Consider the following 13,627-nt stretch of genomic DNA (forward strand, 5'->3'; position numbering starts at 1 on the left):
TTACATGCCCTCAAGCGCAGGTAGAATGGCGCCTTTCCTCACACCAGCCAGAGCCTGTCATGTCGTTGCCGACCTTGCGTATCATCGGTTTCATTATCGGCATCTTCCTGATCACCCTGGCCGTTGCCATGATCGTACCCATGGCCACGCTGGTCATCTACGACCGTTTCGAAGACCTGCGCGAGTTTCTCTGGGCCAGCGCCATCACCTTTATCGCCGGCCTGGCGCTGGTGGTGCCCGGACGTCCCGACAACGTTCAGTTGCGCCCGCGGGACATGTACATGCTGACCGTCTCCAGCTGGATCGTGGTGTGCATTTTTGCCGCCCTGCCCTTTCTTCTGACCCAGCACATCAGTTACACCGACTCGTTCTTCGAGAGCATGTCCGGCATCACGGCCACCGGCTCGACAGTACTCAGCCATCTCGACAGCATGTCACCGGGCATTCTGATCTGGCGTTCGATGTTGCACTGGCTGGGCGGTATCGGCTTCATCGGTATGGCCGTGGCGATTCTGCCCTTGCTGCGCATCGGCGGCATGCGTCTGTTTCAGACCGAGTCCTCGGACCGCTCGGAAAAGGTCATGCCCCGCTCGCACATGGTGGCCAAGTTCATCGTGCTCGCCTACGTGGGCTTTACCGCGCTGGGCAGCCTGGCTTTCTGGGCGGCGGGCATGAGTCTGTTCGACGCGATCAACCATGCGATGTCGGCGATTTCCACCGGCGGGTTCTCTACCTCCGACCAGTCGCTGGCCAAATGGCCGCAACCGGCGGTGCACTGGGTGGCGATCGTGGTGATGATCCTCGGCAGCCTGCCCTTTACCCTGTATGTCGCGACCCTGCGCGGCAACCGCAAGGCGTTGATCAAGGATGAGCAGGTTCAGGGCCTGATCGGGTTGCTGTTGATTACCTGGCTGGTCATGACCGTCTGGTACGCCAACACCACGGACCTGCCGTGGACCGAGGCGCTGCGCCATGTCGCGCTGAACGTGACTTCGGTGGTGACGACGACGGGTTTTGCACTCGGTGACTACAGCCTGTGGGGCAACTTCTCGCTGATGTTGTTCTTTTATCTGGGCTTTATCGGCGGCTGTTCCGGCTCGACAGCGGGCGGAGTGAAGATCTTCCGCTTTCAGGTGGCCTACATTCTGCTCAAGACCAACCTCAATCAACTGATCCATCCGCGCGCGGTGATGAAGCAGAAATACAACGGCCATCGGCTGGACGACGAGATCGTGCGCTCGATCCTGACCTTTTCGTTTTTCTTCACGATCACTATCTGTCTGATCGCGCTGATGCTGTCGCTGCTCGGGCTGGACTGGATGACTGCGCTGACTGGCGCTGCCAGTACGGTATCGGGTGTGGGACCAGGGCTGGGTGAGGTCATCGGGCCGGCGGGCAATTTCTCTACCCTGCCGGATGCGGCCAAATGGATTCTGTCCGGCGGTATGCTGCTTGGCCGTCTGGAAATCATTACTGTGCTGGTGCTCTGTGTACCGGCATTCTGGCGGCATTGAGGCCTGGCAGAGGCCGCGGGCAAGGCATTATTTATCGTCCCCATGCTGCGCGTGGGCATGCAGTTCGTGACGCTCCGCGTCACACCCCGGCTCTGCGATGTCAGGTGGATTGGTGTTCAGCTCAGGTCACCTTTTCGCCCCTCGGCGACTCACGTTGAGGGACCAAGTGAGCAACGTCAGTGCCATCGTGTTCGAAAAGCACCTTAGAGTAGTTTTGCTAGAGGCACGGTTCGGAAACTGATGACTATCGTCCCCACGCTCCGCGTGGGAATGCAGTTCGTGACGCTCCGCGTCACACAGCGGTTCTGTGACATCAGCTGGATTGACGTTCGGCTCAGGTCACCTTTTCGCCCCTCGGCGAGTTACTTGATGAGGCCAAAGTAACCAAATCCTTTCGCTCCTGTTTCCGGCCCGACTTCGTCGGGTTCCTTCGCCCTGTCACTGACGTCGCACTATGCGTCGTCAGTGCCATTGCGGTTGAAAAGCGCTTTTGCGGCAGTGGCTGCGGGCAAGGCATTAGATTGTTTTGCTATCGTTCCAACGCTGCGCGTGGGCACGATAGTCGTAAACATGAGCACGACTCGAATACTCCACATCGGCACGACAGTCGGCTAAATGTGTGTGTATAACAACAAGAGCCCACACGAGGACAGGCACCGTGGATACCATCAGGCGTTTTTCGAGCTTTGCCGAGTTCTATCCTTTTTATCTTGCCGAGCACAGCAGTGCTACCAGCCGACGCTTGCATTTTGTCGGTACGTCTCTGGTGATTTTCCTGTTGGCGTTTGGTGTGGGCAGCGGTCGGTGGGGGTTGTTATGGTTATTGCCGGTCGCGGGTTACGGCTTCGCGTGGGCCGGGCATTTCTTCTTCGAGAAGAACCGCCCGGCCACGTTCAAGCATCCGTTTTACAGTCTGCTCGGCGACTTCGTGATGTATCGCGACATGCTCTTGGGCAAGGTGCCGTTCTAGGCCGGTTGCTTCAGGCAAGCGTTTCGCTGGCGGGTTCTTCGACCGCAACCTGTTGCGCCTTCAAATACGCATCCGCCAGGCGGAACAGTTCGATGTTGCCGTCCAGGTGTTCGATCAGGGCGGTACAGGATTCGACCCAGTCGCCGCAGTTGAGGTATTCCACGCCGCCCACCTGGCGAATTTCCGCATGGTGTATGTGCCCGCAGACCACCCCGTCCAGCCCGCGCTTCACGCATTCGTGGGCGATGGCTTCCTCGAAATCGCTGATGAAGTTCACTGCACTCTTGACCTTGTGCTTGAGGTACGCCGACAGCGACCAGTAGCCATAGCCGTATTTGGCGCGCCAGTGGTTGAGCCAGCGGTTGAGGGTCAGGGTGAATTCATAGGCCGAGTCGCCCAGAAAGGCCAGCCAGCGGTGGTAGCGGGTGATCACGTCGAACTGGTCGCCGTGAATGACCAGAAAGCGACGTCCATCGGCCGTGACGTGCTCGACTTCGTCGACCAGCTGGATGTTGCCCAGCACCAGCTTGGAGTAACGGCGCAGGAATTCATCGTGATTGCCGGTGACATAAATGACTTCGGTGCCGCGCTTGCTCATGGTCAGCAAGCGGCGAATCACGTTGGTGTGTGCTTGTGGCCAGTACATGCCGCCGCGCAGTTTCCAGCCATCGATGATGTCGCCGACCAGGTACACCTTGTCAGCCTGATAGCGCTTGAGAAAAGCGGAAAGGTGCTCGGCCTGGCAATCACGTGTACCCAGATGAACGTCGGAAATCCACAAGGTGCGCACGCGCTGTTTGCGGCTGGGTGTGGCGAGCTGAGCACTGGTCATGTAACGACCTCCGGCAGGGTTTCCAGAAGAGTGGAGCATGCCGGTTAACCGAATGTGACACGTGCGTGGCGATGTCGTGACAGCGGCCCTGTATTACTGAGGGCTTGCCGGAGTATGACGGTCGTTATGGCCCAGATCGCGGGCCGGGTCGATCTGGTCCCGCAGCCGTTGCTTGAGCACTTTGGCTTCGGGAAAGCCGCCGTCGGCCTTGCGCTCCCAGAGTTGTACGCCGTCGCAGGTAATGCGGAACACGCCGCCGGTGCCTGGCTGCAGCGAGACTTTACCCAGATCGTCACTGAAGGTGCTCAGCAGTTCCTGGGCCAGCCAGGCAGCGCGCAACAGCCACTGGCATTGAATGCAATAGGTGATGATGACTTCAGGCTTTTCGGCAGGCATGGGCGTCCCTCTTCGGAAATTCAGACGACCATGATACGCAGCGTGCGCCGAATCAACGAGCGTTGGCGAAGCGGCGCAATGCGCTGAGGGTCACGTCCTGTTCTGGCGCTTGCGGTGCGCTATCGACAGCCGCGTGCACCTTGACGCCCAGCAAGCCCAGCAAGCGGCTGCGAATCAGCTGAAACCCGGCCTGCCCGCTGTCGCGCTGGCGCGGCAGGTCGACGCGGATGTCGTCGGCAATCCTGCCGTCGGCCAGCACGTTGACCCGGTCAGCGAGCAGGATCGCCTCATCGACATCGTGCGTCACCAGCAGCACCGCCGGGGTGTGTTTGCGCCACAGGTCGATGATCAACTGATGCATGCGAATGCGCGTCAACGCATCGAGTGCGGCAAAAGGCTCGTCGAGCAGCAACAGTTTTGGCTCACGGACTAGCCCTCGCGCCAGCGCCACACGCTGCGCTTCGCCGCCGGACAAGGTGGCAGGAAAGGCATTCAGCCGATGCGCCAGGCCAACCTCGGTCAACGCCGCTTCGGCCCGAGCCTTGGCATCGTTGATACGCAAGCCGAGAACCACGTTCTTCCAGGCGCTTTTCCACGGCATCAGGCGCGGTTCCTGAAACACCGCCGCACGTGCCACCGGCACACGCAGTTCGCCGCTGTCGATCTCGTCCAGCCCGGCCAGGGTGCGCAGCAAGGTGGTCTTGCCGGAGCCACTGGCGCCGAGCAAGGCGACAAATTCGCCAGAAGCAATGTCCAGATTCAGCCCGTCGATGACCCGTTGCCGGCCAAACTGGCGCACCACGTTGCGCAGTTGTACAGGCGCCTGCCCCGCCTCGGGAGACACGGATGGAGTGTTGCGCAGATCAGGAGTCGCCATGTGTTCAATGCCTCACGAAGGTCGGTCGCCAGGCCAGCGCATAGCGCTCCAGCGTGCGAATGATGGCGTCGATCACCAGGCCAAGGACGCTGTAGATCAACAGGCAGATAACGATCACATCAGTGCGCATGAAGTCCCGTGCATCACTGGCCAGATAACCGATGCCAGCGGTGGTGTTGATTTGCTCGACAAAGACCAGGGCCAGCCACGAAATACCCAGTGAATAGCGCAGCCCGACAAAAAACGCAGGCAGCGAACCGGGCAGGATGACGTGCCAGATCAGTTCGCGGCGGCTCAAGCCGAGCGTATTGGCAGCCTCGATCAGTTTCGGGTCGATATTGCGGATGCCGGAAAACAGGTTCAGGTAAACCGGAAAGGTGGTGCCCATGACGATCAGCGCCACTTTGGTGAACTCGCCAATGCCGAACCAGAGGATGAACAGTGGCACCAATGCCAGCGAGGGAATGGTGCGCAACATCTGCATGGGCGAGTCGAGAACGATTTCGCCGCGCCGGGAAAGCCCGGTCACCAGCGCAGCGACCACGCCGATGCTGACGCCAATGCTCAAGCCCAACAGTGCCCGTTGCAACGAGACCCACAAGTGGTGGGCCAGTTCGCCCGAAACGATCATCGACCAGAGCGTACCGCCGATCTGCGATGGCGCGGCAATCACGCGGACGGGCAGCAGGCCGGTTTGTGAGGCCAGTTCCCAGAGCAGCAACAGCACCAGCGGGCTGAGCAGACGCAAGACAAAGCCCGGCACTTGCCAGCGCGGGCGACCCGATTGCGAGACGCGCCCCTGTTCGGGTTTGTTCACCACCAGAAAACCGGGTTCTGCGGGGTTGAGCGTTGTGTCAGACATGGGTACATCCTTCCTGGACAAACCGGGCAGGACGCACCCGATGCATTATGAAGGCCATATTATGAGCATAAGAACGCTGCGTGAAATTCGATTTAGACCTAAGCTAATAGTTAAAATATTTGATCACATGACGATACCATAATGCATATTTTTTATAATTAACTTAGACCGAAATCGAATTTCACAGCGTCTGCCCCTTGCCTTTATGGTGCCTCTCGACAAGGTCGAACGGACCTCAACCATTGGCAGGAGTTTTCATGAGCATCGAATTCATTGGCTATATCGCCACGCAACCCGGTTCTGAAATTCACCCGCGCAGCGGCGCGACCATCCAGCCCGACTACGTGAAGACCGTCGCCAAGGCTCATGAAGATGCCGGTTTTGATCGTGCACTGATCGCCTACCACTCCAACAGCCCGGACAGCACGCTGGTCGCAGCGCATGCCGCCAGCGTCACCACCAAGCTGAAGTTTCTGGTCGCCCATCGCCCTGGCTTCATCGCCCCTACTGTAGCGGCACGCCAGTTCGCGACGCTGGACGTGTTCAATGGCGGGCGCACCGCCGTGCATATCATCACCGGTGGTGACGACAAGGAACTGCGCGCCGACGGCAGCCACATCGGCAAGGACGAACGCTACGCACGCAGCGACGAGTACCTCAGCGTAGTGCGTCAGGAATGGACCAGCGACAAGCCGTTCGATCATAACGGCACCTACTACCAGCTCGAGGGTGCGCATTCACTGGTCAAATCCCCTCAGCAGCCACATATCCCGCTGTACTTCGGCGGCTCCTCGGCAGCGGCGATTGCGGTGGCCGGCAAGCACGCCGATGTTTATGCGTTGTGGGGCGAGACATACGAACAGGTGCGTGAAGTGGTGAAGCAGGTTCGCGCCGAAGCCGCCAGACATGGGCGGACCATTCGTTTCAGCCTGTCACTGCGCCCGATTCTGGCCGAGACCGAGGAACAGGCCTGGGCACGCGCCGACAGTATTCTGGAAAAGGCCAAGGCCCTGGCAGACCGCAACGGCTTCGTACGTCGCGAACCACCGAATGAAGGATCACGCCGCCTGCTCGCCGCCGCTGCACAAGGATCGCGCCTGGACAAGCGCCTGTGGACCGGCATCGCCGGCCTGCTCGGCGCACAGGGCAATTCGACCTCGCTGGTCGGCACCCCGGAACAGGTCGCCGAAGCGCTGCTGGATTACTACGATCTGGGGATTACCACCTTCCTGATTCGCGGCTTCGATCCACTGGAAGATGCCATCGACTACGGCAAGAAGCTGATCCCGCTGACCCGCGCATTGGTGGCGCAGCGTGAACAGCAGGCTCGCGAACAGGTCGCCTGATTCAACTCATACCCTGCGGGCCGGTCTGACGCCCGGCGCCGGACTGCCTGCCCGCGATGCGGTATTCAGGCGGCTGCCGAGACCGGCTTGAGCGACCGCGCCACCAGTGCGCCAAAGGCTTCGACCGGCGCTTGCAGGTTACCCAGGAAGCGCGGGTAGAACAGCCACAAGTCCATCACCGGCTTGAAATCCTTGAGCGGCAACGCCACCAACTGCTCGCGGTGCGCGCTGCGTTCCAGCAACGGCCTGGGCACCAGGCCAAGCCCCATGCCATCGGCCACCAGCCCGAGTTGCAGCTCGGTGCCGAAAGTTTCCAGATTGACCTTCATGCTCAGGCCCTGATCGGTCAGCGTGCGCTGCAAGCCTGCACGAAAGCCGCAGCCGTCCGGATTCAGCACCCAGCCCTGCTCATAACAGTCCGCCAGCTTGCCGGGCTTTTTCGGGGCCAGCCCCCTGGCGCAGACCACCACCAGCTCCATCTTGCCAATCGACTGACCGATGATGTTGTCCGGAAATATCTTGCCTGCCGGAAACAGCGCAGCCGCCGCATCCAGCTCGCCGTTTTCGATCTTGCCGATCAGGTGGCTGCCCCAACCGGTGCTGACCTGCGCACGCAGGTCCGGAAATTCCCCACGCAACTGCTTGAGCGCATCGAGCAGCACCACGTCACCGATGGTTTGCGGCACGCCCAGACGCAACAGACCGCTGGGCGGCGTGTCACTGGCCACCAGCTCGCGCAACGAATCCATCTCGCGCAGGATCGCCAGGCACTTCTGGTAAACCTGAAGCCCCATCGGAGTCGGCTTGAGCGGCTTGGTATTGCGGTCGAACAGCTCGACTCCGAGGGCTTGCTCGAAATTCTGCACCCGGCGCGTTATGGCTGGCTGGGTCAGATCCAGCGATTCAGCGGCGTGGCTGATCGACTGGCAGCGGATGACTGCAACGAACGCATCGATATCATCAATTTTCATTCGGACCGCACATAAAAAAGAGATTAAACATAGGCAAAAAGCATAGTACCAGCCGGCGCTCATGGATAGCCCGAGCGTAGATTTCGCGGATTACGACAAAGAAGTAAAAGACGTTTTCGTTATAACCTAATCATTAAAAAATAGCATATTAAATATCAATATTATGATTATATCGAACCATTCCCCGACTTTGATCTGGAAATGGACATGACTCAGAACCGACACCCGGAACGACTCGGGGCGTTTATCGATGCCCTCACCGAACTGCTTGGCAGCGAGCCGCACGAAGGCGATCTGTTGCGTCGCGGCGGCAAGCTGCTGGCGCAGCTGGTCAGCCACGATGACTGGCTGGCGGAAGAATTCACCGTACCCGACGCCAACCGCTATCAGCAATTTCTGCTGCATGCCGATCCGCAGCAGCGCTTTTCGGTGGTCAGTTTCGTCTGGGGACCGGGGCAGCGCACGCCGATTCACGACCACCGCGTCTGGGGGCTGATCGGCATGCTGCGCGGCGCGGAAGACGCCCAGGGCTACCGTCGCAACGCGCAAGGGCGCCTGGAAACCAGCGGCCCGGCGATTCGCCTGCAACCCGGGCAGGTCGAGGCGCTGTCACCGCACAGCAACGATGTCCATCAGGTCAGCAACGCCTTCAGCGATCAGGTGTCGATCAGCATCCACGTTTACGGCGCCGATATCGGCACCGTCAAGCGTGCGGTCTATGACCTCGACGGCAGCGAAAAACTGTTCATCTCCGGCTATTCGAACGCCGCCACTGCCCATCAGGATCAGCCAACAGGGAGCCCGACCCCATGACCACACCTGCCACCCGATCATTCGCCGACATTCGCCAGGCCTTGCTGGACCGTCAGGAGCTGGCCCTGGTAGACGTCCGCGAAGAGGCACCCTTTGCCCAGGCTCATCCGCTGTTTGCCGTGAACATCCCGTTGTCGAAGCTGGAGCTGGAGGTTTTCTCCCGCATCCCGCGACGCGACACGGCCGTGACGCTGTACGACGATGGCGAAGGCTTGGCCCAGATCGCCCTGCAACGCCTGCAGACACTGGGCTACAGCGACGTGAAACTGCTCGACGGCGGCCTGCAGGGCTGGCGCGCGGCTGGCGGCGAGCTGTTCATCGACGTGAATGTGCCGAGCAAGGCGTTTGGCGAGCTGGTGGAGCATCACCGCGCCACCCCGTCGCTGGCCGCAGAAGAGGTCAAGCGCCTGCTCGACAGCAATGCCGACGTGGTGGTGCTCGATGCCCGGCGCTATGACGAATACCAGACCATGAGCATTCCCGGCGGCATCAGCGTGCCGGGTGCCGAACTGGTGCTGCGGGCACGTGAGCTGGCACCGGATCCCACTACTCGAATCATCGTCAATTGTGCCGGTCGCACGCGAAGCATCATCGGCACCCAGTCGCTGGTCAACGCGGGTCTGCCCAACCCGATCAACGCACTGCGCAACGGCACCATTGGCTGGCTGCTGGCCGGCCAGACGCTGGACCATGGCCAGAACCGGCGTTTTGCGGCAGTCAGTGAAGAGACCCGCGAAACCGCCAGTGCCGATGCCCGCAAGGTGGCCGATCGCGCCAGCGTCAAACGTGCCAGCCGTGCCGATCTGCAACGCTGGCAAGCCGAGGCTTCACGCACCACTTACCTGTTCGATGTACGCACCCCGGAAGAGTTTGCCAAAGGCCACCTGCCCGGCGCGCGCTCTACACCGGGCGGGCAACTGGTGCAGGAAACCGATCATTTCGCCAGCGTACGCGGTGCGCGAATCGCTCTGCTGGACGACGACGGCGTACGCGCCAACATGTCGGCCTCCTGGCTGGCACAGTTGGGCTGGGACGTGGCGGTGATCGATGACCTGGATGCGGCCGACTTCAGCGAACAGGGCGACTGGGACGCGCCCTTCCCGACGCCGCCGCAGGTGGAGGCGATCAGCGTCGAGACTCTCACCCAGTGGCAGACACAGGTAAAGGTGGCGGTGCTGGATTTCACTGCCAGCGCCAACTATGTCAAACAGCATATTCCCGGCGCCTGGTGGACCTTGCGTGCCGACCTGAAACAGGCGCTGCACAAGCTGCCGGCTGCTGACCGCTATGTCTTGACCTGCGGCAGCAGCCGTCTGGCGCGCTTCGCCGTGGCCGACCTCGAAGCGTTGACCGACAAGCCGGTGTTCCTGCTCGAAGGCGGCACCGCCAGCTGGATCAAGGCAGGTCTGCCGCTGGAGCACGGCGAAAGCCGACTGGCCTCGCCACGCATCGATCGCTACCGCCGCCCGTACGAAGGCACCGACGCACCGCGCGAGGCCATGCAGGCGTATCTGGACTGGGAATTTGGCCTCGTAGAACAGCTGGGACGTGACGGGACACATGGGTTTTACGTGATTTGATGCCGTTGAGTACACCGCGCAGCGCATTGGCACAAGCGCCAAGTGGGAGCGAGCTTGCTCGCGAAGAGGGCGCTACATTCAGTGCATTTTCTGCGTCTGGAACAGGGTCTTCGCGAGCAAGCTCGCTCCCACAAGGCTGCGTCCGACTCTAAAGGTGAGGCGTATTGGCACAAGCGTCAAAGGCTCATCAGGACTATTCATCACCCTATTGGAGACACACTTAAATGCTGCCTTTTTTCAAATCCCCCCTGCCCTTCAAAAGCCTGTTGCTGGGCGCGCTGTTGAGCGTCATGGCAGGTCAGCAGGTTCTGGCCGCTGAGCTGGCACCGTTGCTGGTGGCCAACCAGAAGTCACTGCTCAAAGTGCTGTTGCAGGTCTCCGGCGAACTCAAGGGTGTGCCGTACGAAATCAAGTTCTCCGAGTTCCCTTCGGCCGCGCCTTTGGGTGAAGCGCTGAATGCCGAGGCAGTGGATATCGGTGCACTGGGTGATGCACCTTATGTGTTTGCCCTCGGCGCAGGTGCACCGTTGAAAGTGGTCAGCATCACCCACGCCCAAGGCCGATTCACCACCGCCGTGCTGGTGGCGAAAGATTCGCCGATCCAGACCGTGGCCGACCTCAAAGGCAAGCGCATCGTCACCGGGCGTGGCTCCATCGGCCACTATCTGGCGATTCGCGCGCTGCACCAGGCGGGGCTCAAGACCAGCGATGTGACCTTCATCTACCTGTTGCCCAGCGAATCACGGCTGGTGCTGGCCAATGGCGACGCCGATGCCTGGGCAACCTGGGACCCCTACACCACGATCTCCATCAGCCAGAACGATGCGCGCGTATTGGTCAGTGGTAACGAACTGCTGAGCAACCACCTGTACCTCGCCGCAACCAGCAAGGCCATTGACAGCAAACGCGTGCAACTGGAGGACTTCGTGGCCAGGGTCGAGCGCGCCTTCGACTGGACCAACAATCATCCAGAGGAGTATGCCGCTGCGCAGGCCAAAGTCACCGGCCTGCCAGTAGACGTGCATCTGGCCGTGGCGAAGGCCACAAAGATGCAGCGTACGCCGATTGATGACCCGATTATTCAGGGCCTGCAAGAAACCGCCAACACCTACCTGGCGGAAGGCATCGTCAGCAAGCCCATCGACGTCTCGACCGGCTTCGATAAAAGCTTCAACACATCGCGTGCCCGGATTGCCCAGGCCAACGCTCACTAACCCTCGGATATCCGCTGCGAAAAGGACCCCGCATGAAACTTTCACCGCTTCGTCAGCACCGTGAGCTGTCCGAATCAGCAGCAGATTTCGCCACCCGGCTGGAAGGGATTACCGCAACGCTGGCCGAAACCGCAGAGCACTACGATGCCAGCGGAGCATTCCCCCACGCCAACTTTGCCTTGCTGCACAGCCATGGCCTGCTGGGCTTTACCGTGCCCGCCGAACTGGGCGGCGGCGGTGCCGATCTGGCGCGAGCGCAACAGGTCGTCAGCGCAGTGGCCAGGGGCGAACCGTCGACAGCGCTGATTCTGGTGATGCAGTACCTGCAGCATTCGCGCCTGCAAGAGAACAGCCAATGGCCGACTGATCTGCGCATTCGCGTGGCCGAAGAGGCGGTTCGCGACGGCGCGCTGATCAACGCCCTGCGCGTGGAGCCGGACCTGGGCACACCCGCACGCGGCGGCCTGCCGGGCACCATCGCCTGCCGTACCGCCGAGGGCTGGCGGATCAGCGGCAGCAAGATCTACTCCACCGGCAGCCAGGGTCTGACCTGGTTTGCCGTGTGGGCGCGCAGCGATGACGATGACCCGCTGGTGGGCAGCTGGCTGGTTCACAAGGACACGCCGGGCATCACCATCATTGAGGACTGGGACCATCTGGGCATGCGCGCCACCAGCAGCCACGAAGTCAGATTCGACAACGTGATGGTGCCGCTCGATCACGCGGTCAGCGTCAGCCCGTGGAGCGCCCCGCAATCCGAACTGGATGGATCGGGCCTGCTGTGGATGGCGGTGCTGCTGTCGTCGGTCTACGACGGTATCGCCCATTCCGCCCGCGACTGGCTGGTGCACTGGCTGGAACAGCGCAAACCGTCCAATCTCGGGGCGGCACTTTCGACGCTGCCGCGTTTTCAGGAAACCGTCGGGCATATCGACACACTGCTGTTCGCCAACCAGAACCTGCTGCAATCCGCAGCACAGGGACACACGTCCGCCGAACATGCCGCGCAGATCAAATTTCTGGTGACCGGCAATGCCATACGCGCCGTGGAGCTGGCCGTCGAAGCCTCGGGCAACCCGGGCCTGTCGCGCAGCAACCCGCTGCAGCGTCATTACCGCAATGTACTGTGCGGTCGGGTGCATACGCCGCAGAACGATGCGGTGCTCATCGGTGTGGGCAAAGCGGCTTTTGCCAGGCGCAATAAAGGGTAACCTGGGGCGCACCGATCAACCCTGCTGGCCATCCAGTTCGATACTCGAATCCAGACGCTCGCGCAGAAACTCGATGAACATCTGTACCAGTCGCGAAGCCTGACGGTGTTGCGGGTACACCGCTGACAGCGTCAGTGGCTCGGGCCGCCTGTCGTCCAGCACGCGCACCAGACTGCCAGCGCGCAGGGCTGCACCGACGATGAACGTCGGTAGATAAGTGATCCCCAGCCCGGCAACGGCTGCATCTCTGAGCAACTCGCCGTTATTGACCCGCATTCGCCCACTGACGTTCAGGCTCGACGCTTTGCCCGCGCCTTGAAAACGCCATTGCACCTGGCGGCTGTGACCATACGGCAGGCAGTCGTGCTGGTGCAGGTCTTCAGGCTCTAGCGGCGTGCCGCGCTCGGCGAGGTAGCCCGGGCTGGCGCAGTAGACCCGGTCAATTGCAGCGATGCGACGTGCGATCAGGCTGGAGTCTTCCAGCACGCCGATGCGCAGCACCAGATCGTAGCCCTCGCTGATCACGTCCACCGGTCGGTCGCTCAAGTCGACCTCCACCGCTACATCACGGTAGCGCTGTAAAAACTGTGGCAACAGGCAGCCCAGGTGGGCGACGGCAAACGTCAAGGGGGCGCTCAGGCGCAATGTGCCCCGCGGTTCGCTGCTCTGCCCGGTGATGCCCTGCTCGACCTGTTCGACTTCGGCCAGCAAGCGCAAGGCCGATTCGTAATAGCTTTGGCCCAGAGGTGTAGCATCCAGACGCCGCGTCGAGCGGTTGAGCAAACGCACGCCAAGCCGCTCCTCCAGTTGCATCAGGCGGCGACTGACAAACTGCTTGGACAGCCCGAGCTTGTCGGACGCGGCCGTGAAGCTGCCGGATTCCATCACCTGGCAAAAGATACGCATGTCTTCAAAAGGGTTCATCGGCATGGCCTGAGTGAGCTGGACAGCATTCAACAAAGCCTAATCCTTCACTGAGCACTGTCAACCAGAACGAGACGGTGATTCGTGTTTCAGCTACTTATTGCATCGAAAGATAAC

13 protein-coding genes are annotated in these 13,627 nt (G+C 60.9%); 7 read left to right on the forward strand and 6 right to left on the reverse strand.

Annotated features, from left to right (window positions below; all coding sequences use genetic code 11):
• Window positions 1–59 precede the first annotated feature (59 nt).
• The gene (locus tag KUIN1_RS18530; protein ID WP_003314706.1) at window positions 60–1,514 is read left to right on the forward strand and encodes a TrkH family potassium uptake protein; all 1,455 of its coding nucleotides are present in this window, start codon (window positions 60–62) and stop codon (window positions 1,512–1,514) included.
• A gap of 658 nt (window positions 1,515–2,172) precedes the next feature.
• Complete coding sequence (locus tag KUIN1_RS18535; protein ID WP_003393857.1) at window positions 2,173–2,484, forward strand: DUF962 domain-containing protein; 312 nt, start codon at window positions 2,173–2,175, stop codon at window positions 2,482–2,484.
• Between the two features lie 10 nt (window positions 2,485–2,494).
• Here KUIN1_RS18535 and KUIN1_RS18540 read toward each other — a convergent pair whose 3' ends face one another.
• From KUIN1_RS18540 to KUIN1_RS18555, 4 genes are all read right to left on the reverse strand, one after another.
• Window positions 2,495–3,316 (reverse strand): UDP-2,3-diacylglucosamine diphosphatase, encoded by an 822-nt coding sequence (locus tag KUIN1_RS18540; protein WP_152092165.1) that lies wholly within the window; start codon window positions 3,314–3,316, stop codon window positions 2,495–2,497.
• Between the two features lie 93 nt (window positions 3,317–3,409).
• Window positions 3,410–3,712, reverse strand: coding sequence for a SelT/SelW/SelH family protein (locus KUIN1_RS18545; RefSeq protein WP_011268529.1), 303 nt, complete (start codon window positions 3,710–3,712; stop codon window positions 3,410–3,412).
• Between the two features lie 52 nt (window positions 3,713–3,764).
• The gene (locus KUIN1_RS18550; RefSeq protein ID WP_152092166.1) at window positions 3,765–4,589 is read right to left on the reverse strand and encodes an ABC transporter ATP-binding protein; all 825 of its coding nucleotides are present in this window, start codon (window positions 4,587–4,589) and stop codon (window positions 3,765–3,767) included.
• A gap of 4 nt (window positions 4,590–4,593) precedes the next feature.
• Window positions 4,594–5,451, reverse strand: a complete 858-nt coding sequence (locus tag KUIN1_RS18555) for an ABC transporter permease (RefSeq protein WP_024652863.1) — start codon at window positions 5,449–5,451, stop codon at window positions 4,594–4,596.
• A gap of 257 nt (window positions 5,452–5,708) precedes the next feature.
• On the opposite strand from KUIN1_RS18555, the gene KUIN1_RS18560 reads away from it, so the two are divergent.
• Window positions 5,709–6,797, forward strand: a complete 1,089-nt coding sequence (locus tag KUIN1_RS18560) for an LLM class flavin-dependent oxidoreductase (RefSeq protein ID WP_116830854.1) — start codon at window positions 5,709–5,711, stop codon at window positions 6,795–6,797.
• A gap of 65 nt (window positions 6,798–6,862) precedes the next feature.
• Here the strand turns inward: KUIN1_RS18560 and KUIN1_RS18565 are convergent, their stop codons facing one another.
• Window positions 6,863–7,768: a LysR family transcriptional regulator gene (locus tag KUIN1_RS18565; RefSeq protein ID WP_024640849.1), complete on the reverse strand. Its 906-nt coding sequence runs from the start codon at window positions 7,766–7,768 to the stop codon at window positions 6,863–6,865.
• A gap of 207 nt (window positions 7,769–7,975) precedes the next feature.
• Here KUIN1_RS18565 and KUIN1_RS18570 point away from each other — a divergent pair, with 207 nt between their 5' ends.
• From KUIN1_RS18570 to KUIN1_RS18585, 4 genes are all read left to right on the forward strand, one after another.
• The gene (locus KUIN1_RS18570) at window positions 7,976–8,581 is read left to right on the forward strand and encodes a cysteine dioxygenase (protein WP_054091850.1); all 606 of its coding nucleotides are present in this window, start codon (window positions 7,976–7,978) and stop codon (window positions 8,579–8,581) included.
• The gene (locus KUIN1_RS18575; protein WP_152092167.1) at window positions 8,578–10,161 is read left to right on the forward strand and encodes a rhodanese-related sulfurtransferase; all 1,584 of its coding nucleotides are present in this window, start codon (window positions 8,578–8,580) and stop codon (window positions 10,159–10,161) included. Before KUIN1_RS18570 ends, KUIN1_RS18575 begins: the two co-directional genes overlap by 4 nt.
• Window positions 10,162–10,385: 224 nt before the next feature.
• Window positions 10,386–11,375, forward strand: coding sequence for an ABC transporter substrate-binding protein (locus tag KUIN1_RS18580; protein ID WP_003404164.1), 990 nt, complete (start codon window positions 10,386–10,388; stop codon window positions 11,373–11,375).
• A gap of 32 nt (window positions 11,376–11,407) precedes the next feature.
• Window positions 11,408–12,586 carry an acyl-CoA dehydrogenase family protein gene (locus KUIN1_RS18585; protein ID WP_152092168.1) on the forward strand — a complete coding sequence of 393 codons (1,179 nt, stop codon included), beginning with the start codon at window positions 11,408–11,410 and terminating at the stop codon, window positions 12,584–12,586.
• Between the two features lie 15 nt (window positions 12,587–12,601).
• On the opposite strand, the gene KUIN1_RS18590 is transcribed toward KUIN1_RS18585, so the two are convergent.
• A complete protein-coding gene (locus tag KUIN1_RS18590) occupies window positions 12,602–13,510 on the reverse strand; it encodes a LysR family transcriptional regulator (RefSeq protein WP_024640577.1) in 909 nt (302 codons plus the stop codon).
• Window positions 13,511–13,627 lie beyond the last annotated feature (117 nt).

Origin of the sequence: Pseudomonas sp. KUIN-1 (assembly GCF_009176725.1) — a bacterium.
Classification (GTDB): domain Bacteria; phylum Pseudomonadota; class Gammaproteobacteria; order Pseudomonadales; family Pseudomonadaceae; genus Aquipseudomonas; species Aquipseudomonas fragariae.

Excerpts from the sequence above, each read along its gene's own strand:
- KUIN1_RS18570 (WP_054091850.1), top strand. The coding sequence starts at position 7,976 with ATGACTCAGAACCGACACCCGGAACGACTCGGGGCGTTTATCGATGCC.
- KUIN1_RS18555 (WP_024652863.1), bottom strand. The coding sequence starts at position 5,451 with ATGTCTGACACAACGCTCAACCCCGCAGAACCCGGTTTTCTGGTGGTG.
- KUIN1_RS18560 (WP_116830854.1), top strand. The coding sequence starts at position 5,709 with ATGAGCATCGAATTCATTGGCTATATCGCCACGCAACCCGGTTCTGAA.
- KUIN1_RS18530 (WP_003314706.1), top strand. The coding sequence starts at position 60 with ATGTCGTTGCCGACCTTGCGTATCATCGGTTTCATTATCGGCATCTTC.
- KUIN1_RS18550 (WP_152092166.1), bottom strand. The coding sequence starts at position 4,589 with ATGGCGACTCCTGATCTGCGCAACACTCCATCCGTGTCTCCCGAGGCG.
- KUIN1_RS18565 (WP_024640849.1), bottom strand. The coding sequence starts at position 7,768 with ATGAAAATTGATGATATCGATGCGTTCGTTGCAGTCATCCGCTGCCAG.
- KUIN1_RS18545 (WP_011268529.1), bottom strand. The coding sequence starts at position 3,712 with ATGCCTGCCGAAAAGCCTGAAGTCATCATCACCTATTGCATTCAATGC.
- KUIN1_RS18585 (WP_152092168.1), top strand. The coding sequence starts at position 11,408 with ATGAAACTTTCACCGCTTCGTCAGCACCGTGAGCTGTCCGAATCAGCA.
- KUIN1_RS18590 (WP_024640577.1), bottom strand. The coding sequence starts at position 13,510 with ATGAACCCTTTTGAAGACATGCGTATCTTTTGCCAGGTGATGGAATCC.
- KUIN1_RS18540 (WP_152092165.1), bottom strand. The coding sequence starts at position 3,316 with ATGACCAGTGCTCAGCTCGCCACACCCAGCCGCAAACAGCGCGTGCGC.
- KUIN1_RS18575 (WP_152092167.1), top strand. The coding sequence starts at position 8,578 with ATGACCACACCTGCCACCCGATCATTCGCCGACATTCGCCAGGCCTTG.
- KUIN1_RS18580 (WP_003404164.1), top strand. The coding sequence starts at position 10,386 with ATGCTGCCTTTTTTCAAATCCCCCCTGCCCTTCAAAAGCCTGTTGCTG.